We start from the raw sequence: 15,399 nt of genomic DNA on the forward strand, positions 1-15,399 counted from the left end.
ATGAATAAATATTTAAAATATAGTTTAATTTTAATCGTAATTTCTAGTATAGGATTTGCTGTCTATTTCTTTGTCATAAAAGCAGGGAATCATTCGGAGAATTCACATCAAACAGAAGTTTATACCTGTTCTATGCATCCCGAAATTATTAGAGATAAACCCGGAAACTGTCCTATTTGCGGAATGACTTTGGTGAAAAAAATAACAGAAAGCCAAGCTGAGGAAGACAATTCTATTGACAATCTTTTGAAACCTACTGATAATTTTATCGTCGGGAATTATCAAACTACAACAGCTAAAGACACGACATTAAGCAGTGAGATAAACTTACCTGGAATAGTGTCTTACGATTCAAATTCATCAGTAAATATTGCTGCTCGAATAAGTGGAAGAATAGAAAAAATGTATGTCAATTATAAGTACCAAAAAGTAGCTAAAGGACAGAAATTATTTGATTTATACAGCCCTGAATTATTAACAGAACAGCAAAATTTTATTTATTTAGTTTCTAATGATTCCGATAATACATCAATTATTAAAGCCTCAAAGCAAAAATTATTGCTTTATGGAATGACTAAAAATCAGATAAATTCATTGTCTTCTTCCAAAAAAGTAAATCCTCAAGTTTCAATTTACAGTCCAGCTTCTGGAATTATTGATGGAACAGAAAAAATGGATAATACAACCAATTCGTCGATGCAAAGTGCAAGTAACAATACCGAAATATTAAATATAAAGGAAGGTAACTATATAAAAAAGGGAGAAGTAGTTTTTAAATTAGTAAATACAGATAAAGTATGGGGTATCTTTAATGTTAGTCAAGGTTACAATAGTCTAATCAAAACCAATCAATCTATCAAAATTGCTACAGAATTAGACAAAAATGAATTCATGGATGCACAAATAAATTTTATTGAAACTCAATTTAATCCAGCAGATAAATCCAATAGAATTAGGGTATACCTAAACAACAATAAACTGAAATTCCCCATAGGTCTGCGATTACAAGGAATTGTGAAAACAAATTCAATACAAGGTGTTTGGTTGCAAAAACAAGCATTGGTGAGTATTGGCAACAAGAAAATAGTTTTTATAAAAAGGAGTAATGGCTTTAAAGCAACTGCAATAAAAACAGGAATTGAAATAGATGATTTTATTCAAATTATCAGTGGAATTTCCGTTGAAGATACCCTTGCAAAAAATGCACAATATTTAATTGATAGCGAAAGCTTTATTAAAACCGAGTAATTATGAAAAAGATAAAAACAATAGGCTTACTATCAATACTACTTACAGTATTTATAGCTTGCAATACTAAAAACAAAGAAGACCATAGCAAACATAAAAACAAAGAAACTATTTTTTACACTTGTTCTATGGATCCTCAAGTAAAGGAAGATAAGCCCGGGAAATGTCCCATTTGTCATATGGAGTTAACTCCAATAAAAAGTGACGACACAGCTGCAAATGAGATAAGCTTGAGTAAACAGCAGCTACAATTGGGGAACATCACCACGCAAACTGTTGCAACAACTCAAAGCAGTTTAGAGCAAAATTATACAGGGGTTTTAACAATTAATCAAGAAAAAATTAACACCATTTCTGCTAGAGCAATGGGGCGAATTGAAAAGTTATACTTCAAAACGGTTGGAGATTATGTTGCTAAAAACGAACCAGTATATCAATTGTATAGTGAAGATATTGCCATAGCCAAACAAGATTACTTCACAGCATACAAACAACTTACCATGCCAGGTGATTTTGGAAAAAATGCACGTACTATGCTCATTGCTGCCAAACAAAAACTATTATTCTTTGGTTTATCCAATGCCCAAATTGAAACTATAAAATCGAGTAAAGAAATTTCTCCGTACACTATTTTCTATAGTAATAGCAGTGGAACTATCTCGGAGATAATAGCAACAGAAGGCAGTTATGCAATGGAGGGTGCCGGTATAATTAAATTGACAGATTTAAATAGTCTCTGGCTTGAAACACAAGTAAACGTAAACTATGCGAAAAGCGTGCACCTTGGGCAAAACGCCAAAGTTTCATTTATAGATTTTCCAGAAAAAACTGTAAACGCAAGAATTTTATTCATTAATCCGGAAATAAATCCAGATACTAGACTGCTTTTAATTCGAATGGAAGTGTCCAATCAAAACTTGCTGTTGAAACCCGGAATGCAGGCCATTGCAAAATTGACACAATCCAATATAAAAGGAGTATTCATCCCTACTGATGCTGTTATCAGAGAAGAAAATGCTTCTTATATATGGATTGAGAAAAGACCGGGAGTATTTGAAAGCCTAATGGTGGAAACAGGAGTGGAAACCAATGGGATGATTGAAATTAAATCGGAAATAGACAGCGCAAAAAAAGTGGTGATTACTGGAGCGTATGCCATAAATAGTGAATACAAATTCCGCAAAGGAAGTGATCCTATGGAGGGAATGAAAATGTGATATTAGGTGTCAATGATTATGAAAATATTAAATTGAAAGCAAATTTATACATAAAGTAAAAATGAATAACCTAACGCAGATAATACAACAATACAAAACCGATACAGAAAGCGTTTACAACACATGGTTTGTAGATAATGACCAACGATTAAAAGCCTTTCGAACCATTCGTAGAGGTGTTTTGCAAGTGATTGACGACATAAAAAGCAAAACTTTTCCGAACGATTTCAAGGGCAGTAGTTTAGAGTTTGTATTGAGTTGTATTGCAGAACAAAAACAAATATTTGTTGGAGTTGCACATCCTTTTTATTGGAAACCAAAATTAAGAATTCCAGATATTTACGAAAATCAAAATAATAAAATCGCTTTTGGGCAATTTCTCGAAAACTGTATAAACGCAAAAACCGAGGAGCAAGTTATAAAAGAGATTGTAAAATTAGATGAATTAAAAATAAAAGGTTTAGGTCCAGCAGTGGCCAGTATTTTATATTTTTTACATCCTACTTGGTTTCCACCATTCAATACAGCTATTCTCAACGGATTTAATTTTTTATTCAAAGACAAAAAGAAGTTAGGAAGTTGGACAGAATATTTAAAAATTAGAGAGACATTAATAGAAACCAACAGCAAACATAAATCTGAATTATCAAATGATTTAGGAGCGATTGCAGGTTTGTGTTTTGAAATTGGAACCCAAAAAATGCTAATTGGTAACGATGAATATTTAAGCGAAGTAGAACGTACAAAGTTTGAAAAGAACATACTAAAACGACAAAAAGAAATTCAGGAAGAAAAATTAGCAGAAAATCTTCATAACGAAATGCAATACCACTTACTTAAAATTGGAGTTTCATTGGGTTATGATGTTACACCAGCCAGTAATGACAAGAGCAAAGCATTCAATGGTCAAAGTTTTTCGTTTATATCAATTAGTAAATTTCCAGAATTACCAACGGACAAAGACACCCAAAACACAATCAAACTCATCGATGTGCTTTGGTTTCAAAAAGGAACAAGTAAAATCATTGGAGCATTTGAAGTAGAAAAAAGCACGAGTATTTATTCTGGAATTTTAAGACTTTCCGACTTGTATTTTAGTATTTCCAATGGCGAAGAGGTATTTTATATCATCATTCCGGACAGTCGCGAAAAAGATGTGATTCTTCAGCTAAATAGACCAGTCATAAAAAATTCGAAAATGAATATCAAATACATTCTGTTTTCAGAATTGCGAAGTCAATGTGATGCGATTTGCAAATTTGGCTCAGACTATTCAATAATGGAAAAAATTGCAAAATCAATTTAAAAATGAAACTGAAAAATAACATCGACAAATTAGGTACAGGCGGTCTGTTCTTTACAGCAATATTTTCGCCTTGTTGTTTTCCTCTTTTTGCATTCGGAGCATCAACATTTGGATTGGGTAGTTTTGAGTTGTTTGGAGGGTGTACAATGTGGATATTTCTGGTAATGGTTTTAATTTCTATTGTAGGATTAATCATTTCTTATCGTAAACATCGTAGTGTTTATCCTTTATTGATAGCGGCACCATCGGTTTTATTAATTTATTACGGATACTATTTTAACAGCAACCCTTATTTTATTTATATAGGTATGTTTGGATTATTGATAGCAACTGGAGTAAATTATTATAGAAATAAATTGTACAATACTTGTAACACTTGTTTAATCTACAACGGTAAGGAAGTGGAACTAAAATCAACTTTGACTTGTCCCAATTGTGGACATAAAAAAGACGAAATAATGCCTACAGATGCTTGTCAATTCTTTTATGAATGTGAAAACTGCAAAACAATATTAAAACCAAAACAAGGTGAATGTTGTGTTTATTGTAGTTATGGAACTGTAAAATGTCCGTCAATACAGGCGGGTGAAAGTTGTTGTTAAAATTTTTAAAAAGTAAAAATGAAATCATCAAAAAAAATGTTCGCAAAAGTTCTTTTATTACTATTATCAACAACAACAAGTATGTTTGCCCAAGACAAAGACTCAGATGCTGTAAAAGCTGTGCTAAACCAATACAATACTGCTGTTGAAAAATTAGATATTACTGGTACAGAAAAGTTATTTACTTCCGATTCTAAATTATATGAATCAGGTGGTAATGAAGGTAGCTATGCTCACTATTTAGAACATCACCTTGCGCCCGAAATGAAAGAATTTAAATCGTTCACTTTCAGCGATTATAAAGTTGATGTTAACGTAAGTGACGAATATGCATTTTCGCCCGAAACGTATAATTATACAGTTGTAGTAGCTAAAGACAATAAAGAATTTAAACGAAAAGGAATAGCTACAAGTGTTTTAAAGAAAGTAAACGGTGAATGGAAAATCATGATTAGTCATAATTCTTCAAGAAAATAGCAATATTGCTTAGATTGGACTAATATAAGGTAACAAGAATAATGATTAAAAAATTTCTAACATACTGCTCCAAAAAGAAACGCATAGTATGCCCTGATATTTTTATTGGAACAGGAACGGTTGTCCTGTTGTTAGCCATAACCTTGCTTTTTGCTTTAGCTATTTGGTGGCTTAATCATAATCCATTACTTGAGGATTTCTGGAAAGATTTCCCAGTAGATCATAAAACAGTTGGAATGCTTAGCGAAAAAATTGAAATGAACAAACCGGTGCGTCATCCAGTTAGTGTATTTAGTGGAATAATTTATTTAATAGTGGCAATCATTATTTTTAAAGAAAGTCAGAAAGAATTGAAGAATAGTGGCACATACAACCAAAATAATAAGAATCTGATTCATAAAATATTTTTTATCTTCATCCTGTTATATGTTTTTTTTGCCAGCACATTTTATCATGCTTCGCTTATAAAACCGGCTCTTAAAATTGATTACTCAGCTGTATATTTTTTTTCGCTTTTTCCTGTAATGTATTTTTCCTATCGGTGGTTGCTTTCTATCAATTGGAAACAGTCACGCATCTCAAAAAAGGAAATAACTGTTGTAGTTTATTTAATTTACATCACTGTCTGCCTTTTGCTCTCCTTTTTTACCCCAAGGGGTAAGGAACAAATAGTATCCTTTGTATGCATTCTGATTTTTTTTGCATTTGCTATTACAACTATCTTAGCTAGCCACAAGAAAATGAACCTCAATTACCTGGTTCTAAGCGTTATTTTTACTATGATTGCCCTTGTTTGGTTCAAGTTCGATAAACATACGATTCTGTTTAATCCAAACAGTTATTTTCAAGCACATAGTTTGTGGAATTTATTTATAGGATTGTCAGGATTTTATTTTTACGTGTTTATCCGTACTGATGAACATTGACCGGAAGAAATAAATGAATTAATAATTGGAATAAAAAAAAGTAAAAACATTAAAAAAAATAGTTATTTGGATTTCAAACATTTTAAAATCCAAATCAACGTACAAAAAATCATGTAGCAAGGCAATCATACTGTTTATGCTCTTGTCTAATGGTGCATTTGCACAAAAAACTGTCCGTTACTACCTTTATGTAAAAGGGACAATTATAAATTAATCAGGTAAAAGCAAACTGAAACCCGGGCAACAGCGGAACCGAAGGAAAACTAAAATAATAAAAAAAGAAAATCAATTTAAAATCAAAAACCATGAAAAAAATAATTCTAATACACCTCTTTATTTTACAAGCTTTAATAATTTCGGCACAAGAAAAAGTTCAAATAAAACTAACTTCTGCAAGTCCATCCGCATCATTTGAACAAGAATTGGGTAGCACAATAATCAAAGTTTCTTACAGCAGGCCACTAGCAAGAGGCAGAAAAATATTTGGTGAATTAGTCCCTTTTGAAAAGCTCTGGCGAACTGGCGCTAGTGATTGTACTTCAATAACTACCAATGAAGATATTGTGTTTGGAAATACTACTTTAAAAATGGGTAGTTACTCAATATTGACAATACCTTCAAAAAAGGAGTGGACAATAATTGTAAATACAGATACAACATTACACGGCGAAACTGGATATGATGCTAAAAAAGATGTTTTTCGTTTTACAGTTCCAGCAGAAAGCATACCAAGTTTTTATGAAACATTTACAATCGAAATGAATGACATTAACAGCAAAGGGGAGGGATTTCTAAAAATAATATGGGAAAATTCGATGGTGAAAATTCCATTAAAAAGTAAAGCAGACGAAAATATTTTAGCAGTAATAGACAAACATATCATTAAAGAAAAAAATCAAGATGCTAATTTATTTTTTCAAGCAGCAAATTATTATTACAGTACAAACAGAGATTACAAACAAGTAATAGTTTGGCTTTTAGAAGCCGAAAAATTAGATCCAGAAAATTTTTACTATCCTAATTTAAGACAAAAAATAGCAACGGAACTAAAAGACTATCCAAGTGCAATTGAAGCAGGTAAAAAAGCTCTATCAATTGCAGAATTAAAAAAAATGAAAAGTGTAGAATCACTTAAAAAACAAATTTTAGCGTTGGAATTACTATTGAAAAAATAAATTCAATTAATTTTTAAATCAAAAAATTATGGAAATGAAACACACAACAGAAGAGCATTCATAAGAATTAAGTTTGACTATGTACAAGAAATTAGCGATTATGATAGTGGTATCATTTATAGCTATGTACATACTAATGTATTCAATGGTAGATGTTTTTGCCAATGTAATACCCAATATAAACCAATTTTACATGGCTGGACTGATGACCATGCCGATGCTCATAATTGAACTTCTAGTAATGGGTAGCATGTACGGAAATAAGAAATTAAATATTTCACTGGTTGTCACTGGTTTTATTGCTTTGATTCTATTTTTTGCAGGCATTAGGCAACAGGCAGCGGTTGGAGATAGAGAATTTTTATAATCAATGATGCCGCACCATGCCGCAGCAATATTAATGGGAAAAGAGGCATCGGTAACCGACCCTGAAATAAAGGAATTAATTAAAAATATTATTACCAGCCAGCAAGCGGAGATTGACCAAATGAAAGCAAAGCTTAAAGAATTAAATAAAATTATTATTAGAATTAGTAAATCAATTTAAAATCAAAAAAATGAAAAGAATAATAGTATTAACATTCATTCTCGCTATTTATTCCTTTGCACAAGCACAGGATATGAAAGGTATGGATATGTCAAAAAAAGAAAAGGCGCAAAAGGTGCAGCCCACAACATACACCTGTCCAATGCACCCCGAAATTCACGCTGACAAACCGGGAAAATGCCCTAAATGCGGAATGACGTTGATAAAGGAAAAAGCGAAAACGGTTAAAAAAATGGTGGTGAAGAAGCATGATGAAATGCAAATGCCCATGAAAAAGGCTTCTAAAAAGAAGGAAGACATGGACAATATGAAAACGGATACTAATGATACACATCAAAATCATAATATGGGTAATATGGATATGCCAAAAGCAAATCTAGAACCCATAAAAACAATTGTAAATAATACACCGCCAAGAATAGTTAGATATGATTTATATGTACGAGATACAATTGTAAATTTTTCAGGTAAACCTAAAAGAGCCATTGCCGTAAACGGACAAATACCTATGCCTACATTAACATTTACGGAAGGCGACATTGCTGAAATATATGTACATAATGAGCTAGACGAAGAAACATCCTTGCATTGGCACGGACTAATGCTACCCAATCGATACGATGGAGTGCCCAATCTTACGCAAATGCCTATAAAGCCACATACTACGTATTTGTATACCTTCCCAATTATTCAACACGGTACGCACTGGTACCATAGCCATACCGGTCTGCAGGAACAAATTGGTATGTATGGTTCTTTCGTTATGAATAAAAAAGCAGATGATCCAACTTTTAGAAAAGGTATTGATGATTTGCCAACCGTTCCATTAGTTTTAAGTGAATGGACAGATATGAACCCTGAAAACGTTCACCGAATGTTGCATAATGCTTCCGATTGGTTTGCCATTAAAAAAGGAACAACCCAAAGTTATGCGGAAGCCATAAGAAGCGGCTATTTTAAAACCAAACTCAAAAACGAATGGAAAAGAATGAATGCAATGGATGTGAGTGATGTCTTTTACGATAAATTCTTAATAAACGGAAAAAACGAAAGCCAACTTACACAATTTAAAGCAGGCGATAAAGTCCGTTTACGAATTGCAAACGGTGGCGCATCAACCAATTTCTGGTTGACATATGCTGGTGGCAAAATTACCGTTGTGGCAAACGATGGAAACGACGTAGAACCAGTTGAAGTAGACAGGCTGCTAATTGCTGTTTCTGAAACTTACGATGTTGTGGTCACTATACCAGCGGACAAAACTGCATATGAATTTCTTGCCACACCAGAAGACCGCACAAAATCAGCGTCCTTGTATTTAGGTAATGGTATCAAGCAATTAACAGCTCCTCTACCCAAATTAAAATATTTTGAAGGAATGAAGATGATGAACGGGATGATGAAAATGAATGGAGATTTAGATGATATGGGAATGCAGATGAGCCTCAACCAAATGGATATGAATGTAGTTATGTATCCGGAAATAACAGGTGAGCTAAAGAAAAAAGGCGACGATAAAATGCCAGATATGAATATGGAGGGAGATAAAATGAATGGAATGGAGATGAATAAAGAGGAGATGAAAGATAAGGATATAGGCAAGGAGAAAAAAGATGCGATGAATATGGGCGACCATAAAATGCACGGCATGGACAATCAATATGATTCCAATGCACTTTCTGATATTGTTACATTAAATTATGCCATGCTAAAATCGCCAACAAAAACCAATCTTCCGAAAGACGTACCCGTAAAAGAGTTAAAGTTTGAACTGACAGGAAATATGAATCGTTATGTTTGGAGTTTAGACAACAAAGTAGTTTCAGAAGCCGATAAAATTTTAATAAAAAAAGGCGAAAATGTGCGTATCGTTATACACAACAATTCTATGATGCGACACCCAATGCATTTGCACGGACATGATTTTAGAGTAATCAACGGACAAGGTGATTACGCACCACTAAAAAACATCATTGATATAATGCCAATGGAAACCGATACTTTAGAATTCAATGCAAATGCAAGTGGCGATTGGTTTTTCCATTGCCATATTCTGTACCACATGATGAGCGGAATGGGAAGAGTTTTCTCTTATGAAAATCAAACACCAAATCCCGAAATACCAAACCCTAAATTGGCACAACGCAAATTATTTGCAGACGACAGAGAGTTCCATTTTATGGCTGAAAATGATTTTGCCACAAACGGAAACGATGGAGAAGCGATGTATCAAAGTACGCGTTGGAGTATTGGCACAGAATGGCGTTTGGGTTACAAAACTATGCACGGCTACGAAACCGAAACTCATATTGGGCGATATATCGGCAAAATGCAATGGATCATGCCTTTTGTAGGTTTTGATTGGAGATATAGAAAAAAGGGAATAGACGAGCAAGAAAGAAATCTATTTGGGCAAACAAATACCAAAGACAAAAGAGCTGTTTTTAGTGCAGGGGTTAATTATACTTTGCCAATGCTTATAATGGCACAAGTCGAAGTATTCACCGATGGAAATGTACGTTTACAGTTTGAACGAAAAGATATTCCAGTTTCTAAAAGACTACGAATGAGTTTAATGTGGAATACCGACAAAGAATATTTGGCTAGTTTAAAATACATTGTCAAAAGAAACTTTGGAATAACTACGCACTATGATAGTGATATGGAATTTGGTTTTGGTGCTACTTTGAATTATTAAAAAACTCAAATTTAAAATTTGTAAAAAAGAGGCTATTTCACGAATTGTGAGACAGCCTCTTTTTCTGTTTTTTGTTCGGACTCCTATCGGAGACTATGTCTCGAATATTCAATTCTCAAGGACTTGTTTTAGTTTTGAGACAGCCTCTTTTTTTGTAGTTATAATTTCTTAAATTACGCTATATATACTTAGTAATGTGCAAATTAAGCAACTATTTTTATAAAATTACGTCGCCTTTTACAGGTTAAAAAGCTACCTTTATACTGCGCAAATTCATTCACAATTGAAATTTAATAAGATGAGTCATCGAAAAATTAAAAGTTGTAACGAAGCATGTCAGAATGTGCAGTGAAGTTTTTGCATTTTTTTTTAGCTCCGTCATCTTATAAGCACAAGGAATCAAAAGCAAATGACAAAAATAGTAGCTGTATCATCCGCGGAATCCAAGATTAGTATTTTTAGATGGCTTTTATTCACCGTACTGCTAATTGCAATTCTTATCGAATATCTATAACACTATTTAAAGCATTCAAAAAAAACCAACAATAAAAACAAATCACGATGACAACAATTATCATTTTAACAGAATTACTACAGGCAAACCAGAATAATTATAGCTGGATAGTATTCGCAATTATTCTAGCTGCTTGCTGTGTTTTGCCTATGATGAGGATGAGACACAGAAAAAATAATCAGGGAAAACCGGACACCTACACCTGCCCAATGCATCCAGAAGTTACTTCGGATAAACCCGGAAAATGTCCTAAATGCGGAATGAATTTAGTGGAGGAAAAACAATGAAAATTCTACTAGCAACTGATGGTTCAAAATATAGTAAAACAGCAATTAATGAAGTTGCCAACAAACCATTTCCGCCCAAAACCGAAGTGTGCATTCTTGCCGCTTATGAAATTACACCCATTGTAAACACCTTAGAGCCAATGGGTGTTTCTCACGAATATTATGCACAATTTGATGAAAACGCATTTAAAAATGCAGAAAAAAACGCAAAAAGTGCAGCCGAAATTCTTGAAAATAAAAATCCAAATCTGTTAGTAACCACAAAAGTAGTTGAAGGTTCACCAAAAAGCGTAATACTTGACGAAGCCTAAAATTTTAGAGCCGATTTGATAATAGTCGGTTCACACGGATATGGAGCCATCGAGCGTTTTATTTTGGGTTCAGTTGCGCATTCAGTTGCGTTACATGCAAAATGTTCTGTAGAAATTGTTCGTAAATAAAAAACTTAACCCAACTTGCAGGATTGAACGGCAATAAACGTTAATTATTTGTTAAACAAGTCCTTTTTTCAATAGTCTGTGTAAGTTTTTTACCTTTAAAATTGTGTTTTATATATTCGAAACAGCTGTTTTTTAATCAAATTCCGTTTTGTAGTCCCCAGCAAATCTTGTCTTTAATGGGAATATTTACGATTTTTACTAAATGTATTTCAAATCATAGCTGTCCGAACATTTTCTAAAAACCAAATTTTTAATCACTAACTAACTGTTATTCATTTATTTAATTTTAAAAAAAGGCAGTTTTTGGCTCTGAATTATTTTTTTTACTTCTAAATTTCATTGTTTGCTGACAAGGATTAGGCATATCTTTATTCTTTTGCCTTCCCTTCTTGACTGTGTCAGTTATTCCATTTACAATATAATCTAATCCCCGATACTGTATTAGGCATATTCTAATCAAAGTTACAAAGTGTCCGAATTTGTGTTTTACCGTACTAATTGTTCTGCGTATCAATTCAAGTATAAAATAGGTAATGAGTCCAATGAATATTTGAGATTTGCAGGCATTCTGGCTTGTTCCAAGAAAGGTTTTTATCTGTAAATTTTGTTTTATAAGCTTGAAAAAGGTTTCGATAAGCCATCTTCTTCTGTACAATTCTGCAATGGTAGCGGCAGACCACATCATATTGTTTGTTATCAATTCTACTGTCCGATTGTCTTCTTCGATATAAACAGCTACTCGCCTCATCAAAACATCCTTCATTCCTGCTGCCTCGGCAGACACACTTGTGAACTTTATAATCTCGTCTTTTAGAATATGCTGGTCTTTATCTTTAGGCAATACCATTTCAATAATTGATTCATAAACGATATTTGACTTGATACGAGTTACGAGATGGTTTTTGTCATCAATTCTTGTTCGGAAGAGTTTAAAATCAAAATATCCTCTGTCGTCAACCACTATTGTATCTTTCTCATATCGAAAATTATCACATCCTCTTCGATCGCTTACTTTGGCTTCTGTTATATTTATCATATCAGGAACCATAGTAGCTTCATCTAAACTCACATGAGTCTTAATTCCGCCTTTAGCTGTCCGAAAGTTTGCCCAGTCAAACAAACTCAAACACACACTCATTGTCGTGGCATCGATTATCTTTATATTCTTACCTTTAATTTCTTGAATCACCTTGTACTCTGGCCGTTTAGAATAGGTTCCTTTGTAGTAATCCATAAGGCCTGAGTACAAATTTTCAAAAACTTTATAATCTCGTTTTGCATTACCATCACTCATTGTGCTGCGAGCTGGGCTTTGTTCTAGCCCTAAATCGGTGATGAATTCAGGGGTATTACCTAATCCAATACATATCTCCCGTAAAGACAAACACTTGTTTAACTGTCCGAACATCATCGAGACCAACTGATCTTTGGTTTTGTACTTTGAACAATGTTTGTCTGATAAATTCTTGTCAATAACAGTGATCAATAAGTGATTGGGGATTAAATTTAGTATTTGACCAAATAATGGTGTTTCTGATTTTTTTCCTATTTTTGTCGAAAGGGTCATATTTTATTTTTTTGAAATTCGCATTCCAAAATTAGGAAATATCGACCCTTTTTTATATCTTATTCGTTCGGACAGCTATGATTTCAAATCTACTTTTCGTCGAAATCCTGAAACAGGAAAAATGGAATCCTACTATCGATTGGTAGAAAGTTTTCGTGATCAAAACGACATTGTTAGAAACAGAACCATCGTAACTGCCGGATTTATCGATCATTTATCGGCTGAGGAATTGAATTATATCCAGAAAAAATTAACGGAAAAATTGAATGGAAAAAATAGCTTGTTTGAAGATGATTTACAAGAACATCTTTGGGAGTATATTGATGAACTGTATTTCAAAATACTCAAATCAAACAAAATAGATAATTCTCATTCTTCCAAAAAAGACATGCACAATGTAGATTTGAACTCTCTAAAACATACTGAAGCACGTGAACTTGGAGGTGAGTGGATGAGTTTGCAAACATTGAAGCAATTGAAAATTGACCAATTTTTATTGGATAAAAAATGGTCCGAAGAACAGATTCAATTGGCACTTACTCAAATCATAAGCAGAGCCGTTTATCCTGCGAGCGAAAACAGAACCAGTAAATGGATAAAAGAAAATTCGGCCATTTGTGAATTAACCGCTTATCCAATCAAAAAAATAACAAAGGATAAATTATATCAATCTGCCTTGAATTTGTATCAAGTTAAAGATGAGATGGAAAAATATTTGTCTCAAAAGACCAATGAATTATTTGATATTGAAGATAAATTTTATTTGTACGACCTAACCAACACCTATTTTGAAGGTCAGAAAAAGAACAGTGATTTAGCTCAATACGGGCGTAGTAAGGAAAAGCGAACCGATGCCAAACTAGTTGTTTTGGCAGCTGTCGTAAATCTAGAAGGCTTTTTGAAATATTCCAATATCTACCAGGGGAATATGGCCGATTGCAAGACCTTGTCCGATATGATTGATAGCCTTCGAGAGGCAACGAGTGAGACCACAAAAAAAGCTTTAATCATTATGGATGCTGGTATTGCCACTGATGAAAACCTGAAATTGGTAACAGAAAAAGGATATGATTATTTATGTGTAAGCCGTACTAAACCAAAAAAATATACCTTAAAAAATGAAATTCCTACAATAGTTTATGATAAAAAAAATCAGAAAATAGAGTTGAATGAAATTGAAGATAAAGAACAAAATCAGTGTGTTTTCAAGGTGAAAAGCGACATGAAAGCGATGAAAGAACGTTCGATGAATCGCAAATTTAAAACACTTTATGAAGACACATTAACCAAACTCGCCAATGGATTAGCCAAAAAATCGGGGATAAAAAAGCAAGAAATCATAAATCAAAAAATAGGGAGATTACAACAAAAATATCCCTCGATAGCCAAACATTACCAAATCGATTTATTGGCTGACCAAAAAACAGGCAAGGTAATTTCTATGAAATGGGAAGTTAAAGAAAGCCAAGTAAATCAAGAAAAAGAACAAGGCGTATATTTTATAAAAACATCGCTAAAAGAACGGGATGAGCAAACTGTTTGGAGGATATACAATTGCATACGAGAAATTGAAAGCACTTTTAGAACCTTAAAAACAGACTTGGATTTACGACCTATTTACCATCAAAACGATGAGTCAACAATGGCACATTTAAACCTGGGGTTGTTAGCCTATTGGATTGTAAATACGATTAGATATCAGCTAAAAGCAAAAAAAATAAATCATGATTGGCAAGAAATAATAAGAATTGCAAATACCCAAAAGTTAGTTACAACGGAAATAAAAGATGTACTTGAAAATACAATCGAAATAAAAAAATGTTCAGAGCCAAGCCAAAAACTAAGGGAAATTTATTTAGCCCTAAACTATAAAAAACAACCCTTTACCAAGAAAAAATTTGTAGTCCCCAAATCTGAACTTCTCAAACAAGAATCTCGTTTTCAACAATGGTTCACACGCTAAACCCTGCAAGTTGGGTTAAGAACCAATTAGAAAACAATCAAAACCAACAAATTGGTATGCAGTTGAACGTTCCAGTTTTCAATGGCTTTAGAAATAATAAAAAAATCAGTGCATCGAAAATAGAAAGTGATAAGGTAAAACTGGTCTTTGAACAAGAAAAACAACAATTAGACAAACAAATCGTATTGGAAGAACAAAACAAAAAAAATTATTTGCAACTTCAGAATAAATTGATAGAAAAACTAAGGTATGCCAAAGCATCACTAACTACTACGCAAGCAAAATTTAAAAGCGGAAAAGTAGAAGCGATTTTATATTCTACAGTGAAAAACCAATTACTGACGGCTGAGTATGAAGTGTTGAAAAATAATCTTCAACTGCAATATGTTAACCTGAAAATAAATCTGTTGAAAAATAATATTTTATAAAAAT

General features: G+C 33.0%; 15 protein-coding genes and 2 pseudogenes. 16 read left to right on the top strand and 1 reads right to left on the bottom strand.

Features of this window, described 5'->3' with window-relative positions; translation table 11 throughout:
- From ACNO7W_RS14035 to ACNO7W_RS14100, 14 genes and pseudogenes are all read left to right on the top strand, one after another.
- Positions 1-1,248 (top strand): efflux RND transporter periplasmic adaptor subunit, encoded by a 1,248-nt coding sequence (locus ACNO7W_RS14035; protein ID WP_417938602.1) that lies wholly within the window; start codon positions 1-3, stop codon positions 1,246-1,248.
- A gap of 2 nt (positions 1,249-1,250) precedes the next feature.
- Positions 1,251-2,465: an efflux RND transporter periplasmic adaptor subunit gene (locus ACNO7W_RS14040; protein WP_417938603.1), complete on the top strand. Its 1,215-nt coding sequence runs from the start codon at positions 1,251-1,253 to the stop codon at positions 2,463-2,465.
- Positions 2,466-2,526: 61 nt separating this feature from the next.
- Positions 2,527-3,771, top strand: a complete 1,245-nt coding sequence (locus ACNO7W_RS14045; RefSeq protein ID WP_417938604.1) for a hypothetical protein — start codon at positions 2,527-2,529, stop codon at positions 3,769-3,771.
- A gap of 2 nt (positions 3,772-3,773) precedes the next feature.
- A pseudogene (locus ACNO7W_RS14050) lies at positions 3,774-4,103 on the top strand (MerC domain-containing protein); the annotation flags it as partial.
- 51 nt (positions 4,104-4,154) lie between these two features.
- Entirely contained in the window at positions 4,155-4,373 is a 219-nt protein-coding gene (locus ACNO7W_RS14055; RefSeq protein WP_235891722.1) for a GDCCVxC domain-containing (seleno)protein, read from the top strand.
- A gap of 18 nt (positions 4,374-4,391) precedes the next feature.
- On the top strand, positions 4,392-4,850 hold the full coding sequence (locus ACNO7W_RS14060; RefSeq protein ID WP_417938605.1) for a nuclear transport factor 2 family protein: 459 nt from the start codon (positions 4,392-4,394) through the stop codon (positions 4,848-4,850).
- A gap of 41 nt (positions 4,851-4,891) precedes the next feature.
- Positions 4,892-5,776 (top strand): hypothetical protein, encoded by an 885-nt coding sequence (locus tag ACNO7W_RS14065; RefSeq protein WP_417938606.1) that lies wholly within the window; start codon positions 4,892-4,894, stop codon positions 5,774-5,776.
- A 305-nt stretch (positions 5,777-6,081) separates the two neighbouring features.
- Positions 6,082-6,951, top strand: a complete 870-nt coding sequence (locus ACNO7W_RS14070) for a DUF2911 domain-containing protein (RefSeq protein ID WP_417938607.1) — start codon at positions 6,082-6,084, stop codon at positions 6,949-6,951.
- A gap of 100 nt (positions 6,952-7,051) precedes the next feature.
- Positions 7,052-7,318 carry a hypothetical protein gene (locus ACNO7W_RS14075; RefSeq protein ID WP_417938608.1) on the top strand — a complete coding sequence of 89 codons (267 nt, stop codon included), beginning with the start codon at positions 7,052-7,054 and terminating at the stop codon, positions 7,316-7,318.
- Between the two features lie 6 nt (positions 7,319-7,324).
- Positions 7,325-7,498, top strand: coding sequence for a DUF305 domain-containing protein (locus tag ACNO7W_RS14080; RefSeq protein ID WP_417938609.1), 174 nt, complete (start codon positions 7,325-7,327; stop codon positions 7,496-7,498).
- A 10-nt stretch (positions 7,499-7,508) separates the two neighbouring features.
- Complete coding sequence (locus tag ACNO7W_RS14085; protein WP_417938610.1) at positions 7,509-10,196, top strand: multicopper oxidase domain-containing protein; 2,688 nt, start codon at positions 7,509-7,511, stop codon at positions 10,194-10,196.
- 711 nt (positions 10,197-10,907) lie between these two features.
- Positions 10,908-10,991, top strand: a pseudogene (locus ACNO7W_RS14090) (heavy metal-binding domain-containing protein); the annotation flags it as partial.
- Between the two features lie 2 nt (positions 10,992-10,993).
- Positions 10,994-11,308, top strand: coding sequence for a universal stress protein (locus ACNO7W_RS14095; RefSeq protein WP_417938611.1), 315 nt, complete (start codon positions 10,994-10,996; stop codon positions 11,306-11,308).
- Between the two features lie 15 nt (positions 11,309-11,323).
- Positions 11,324-11,437 carry a universal stress protein gene (locus ACNO7W_RS14100; RefSeq protein ID WP_417938612.1) on the top strand — a complete coding sequence of 38 codons (114 nt, stop codon included), beginning with the start codon at positions 11,324-11,326 and terminating at the stop codon, positions 11,435-11,437.
- 286 nt (positions 11,438-11,723) lie between these two features.
- On the opposite strand, the gene ACNO7W_RS14105 is transcribed toward ACNO7W_RS14100, so the two are convergent.
- Entirely contained in the window at positions 11,724-13,004 is a 1,281-nt protein-coding gene (locus tag ACNO7W_RS14105) for an IS4 family transposase (RefSeq protein WP_417938613.1), read from the bottom strand.
- Between the two features lie 121 nt (positions 13,005-13,125).
- On the opposite strand from ACNO7W_RS14105, the gene ACNO7W_RS14110 reads away from it, so the two are divergent.
- Positions 13,126-14,967, top strand: coding sequence for an IS1634 family transposase (locus tag ACNO7W_RS14110; protein ID WP_417938614.1), 1,842 nt, complete (start codon positions 13,126-13,128; stop codon positions 14,965-14,967).
- A complete protein-coding gene (locus ACNO7W_RS14115) occupies positions 14,952-15,395 on the top strand; it encodes a TolC family protein (RefSeq protein ID WP_417938615.1) in 444 nt (147 codons plus the stop codon). Before ACNO7W_RS14110 ends, ACNO7W_RS14115 begins: the two co-directional genes overlap by 16 nt.
- The last annotated feature ends 4 nt before the right edge of the window (positions 15,396-15,399 follow it).

Source organism: Flavobacterium sp. ZB4R12, from assembly GCF_048276375.1.
Lineage (GTDB): Bacteria > Bacteroidota > Bacteroidia > Flavobacteriales > Flavobacteriaceae > Flavobacterium > Flavobacterium gawalongense.

Bases quoted from the DNA above. Each gene is read 5' to 3' on its own strand.
- ACNO7W_RS14035 (WP_417938602.1), top strand. From the start codon at position 1: ATGAATAAATATTTAAAATATAGTTTAATTTTAATCGTAATTTCTAGT.
- ACNO7W_RS14040 (WP_417938603.1), top strand. From the start codon at position 1,251: ATGAAAAAGATAAAAACAATAGGCTTACTATCAATACTACTTACAGTA.
- ACNO7W_RS14045 (WP_417938604.1), top strand. From the start codon at position 2,527: ATGAATAACCTAACGCAGATAATACAACAATACAAAACCGATACAGAA.
- ACNO7W_RS14060 (WP_417938605.1), top strand. From the start codon at position 4,392: ATGAAATCATCAAAAAAAATGTTCGCAAAAGTTCTTTTATTACTATTA.
- ACNO7W_RS14065 (WP_417938606.1), top strand. From the start codon at position 4,892: ATGATTAAAAAATTTCTAACATACTGCTCCAAAAAGAAACGCATAGTA.
- ACNO7W_RS14070 (WP_417938607.1), top strand. From the start codon at position 6,082: ATGAAAAAAATAATTCTAATACACCTCTTTATTTTACAAGCTTTAATA.
- ACNO7W_RS14075 (WP_417938608.1), top strand. From the start codon at position 7,052: ATGATAGTGGTATCATTTATAGCTATGTACATACTAATGTATTCAATG.
- ACNO7W_RS14080 (WP_417938609.1), top strand. From the start codon at position 7,325: ATGCCGCACCATGCCGCAGCAATATTAATGGGAAAAGAGGCATCGGTA.
- ACNO7W_RS14085 (WP_417938610.1), top strand. From the start codon at position 7,509: ATGAAAAGAATAATAGTATTAACATTCATTCTCGCTATTTATTCCTTT.
- ACNO7W_RS14095 (WP_417938611.1), top strand. From the start codon at position 10,994: ATGAAAATTCTACTAGCAACTGATGGTTCAAAATATAGTAAAACAGCA.
- ACNO7W_RS14105 (WP_417938613.1), bottom strand. From the start codon at position 13,004: ATGACCCTTTCGACAAAAATAGGAAAAAAATCAGAAACACCATTATTT.
- ACNO7W_RS14110 (WP_417938614.1), top strand. From the start codon at position 13,126: ATGGAATCCTACTATCGATTGGTAGAAAGTTTTCGTGATCAAAACGAC.
- ACNO7W_RS14115 (WP_417938615.1), top strand. From the start codon at position 14,952: ATGGTTCACACGCTAAACCCTGCAAGTTGGGTTAAGAACCAATTAGAA.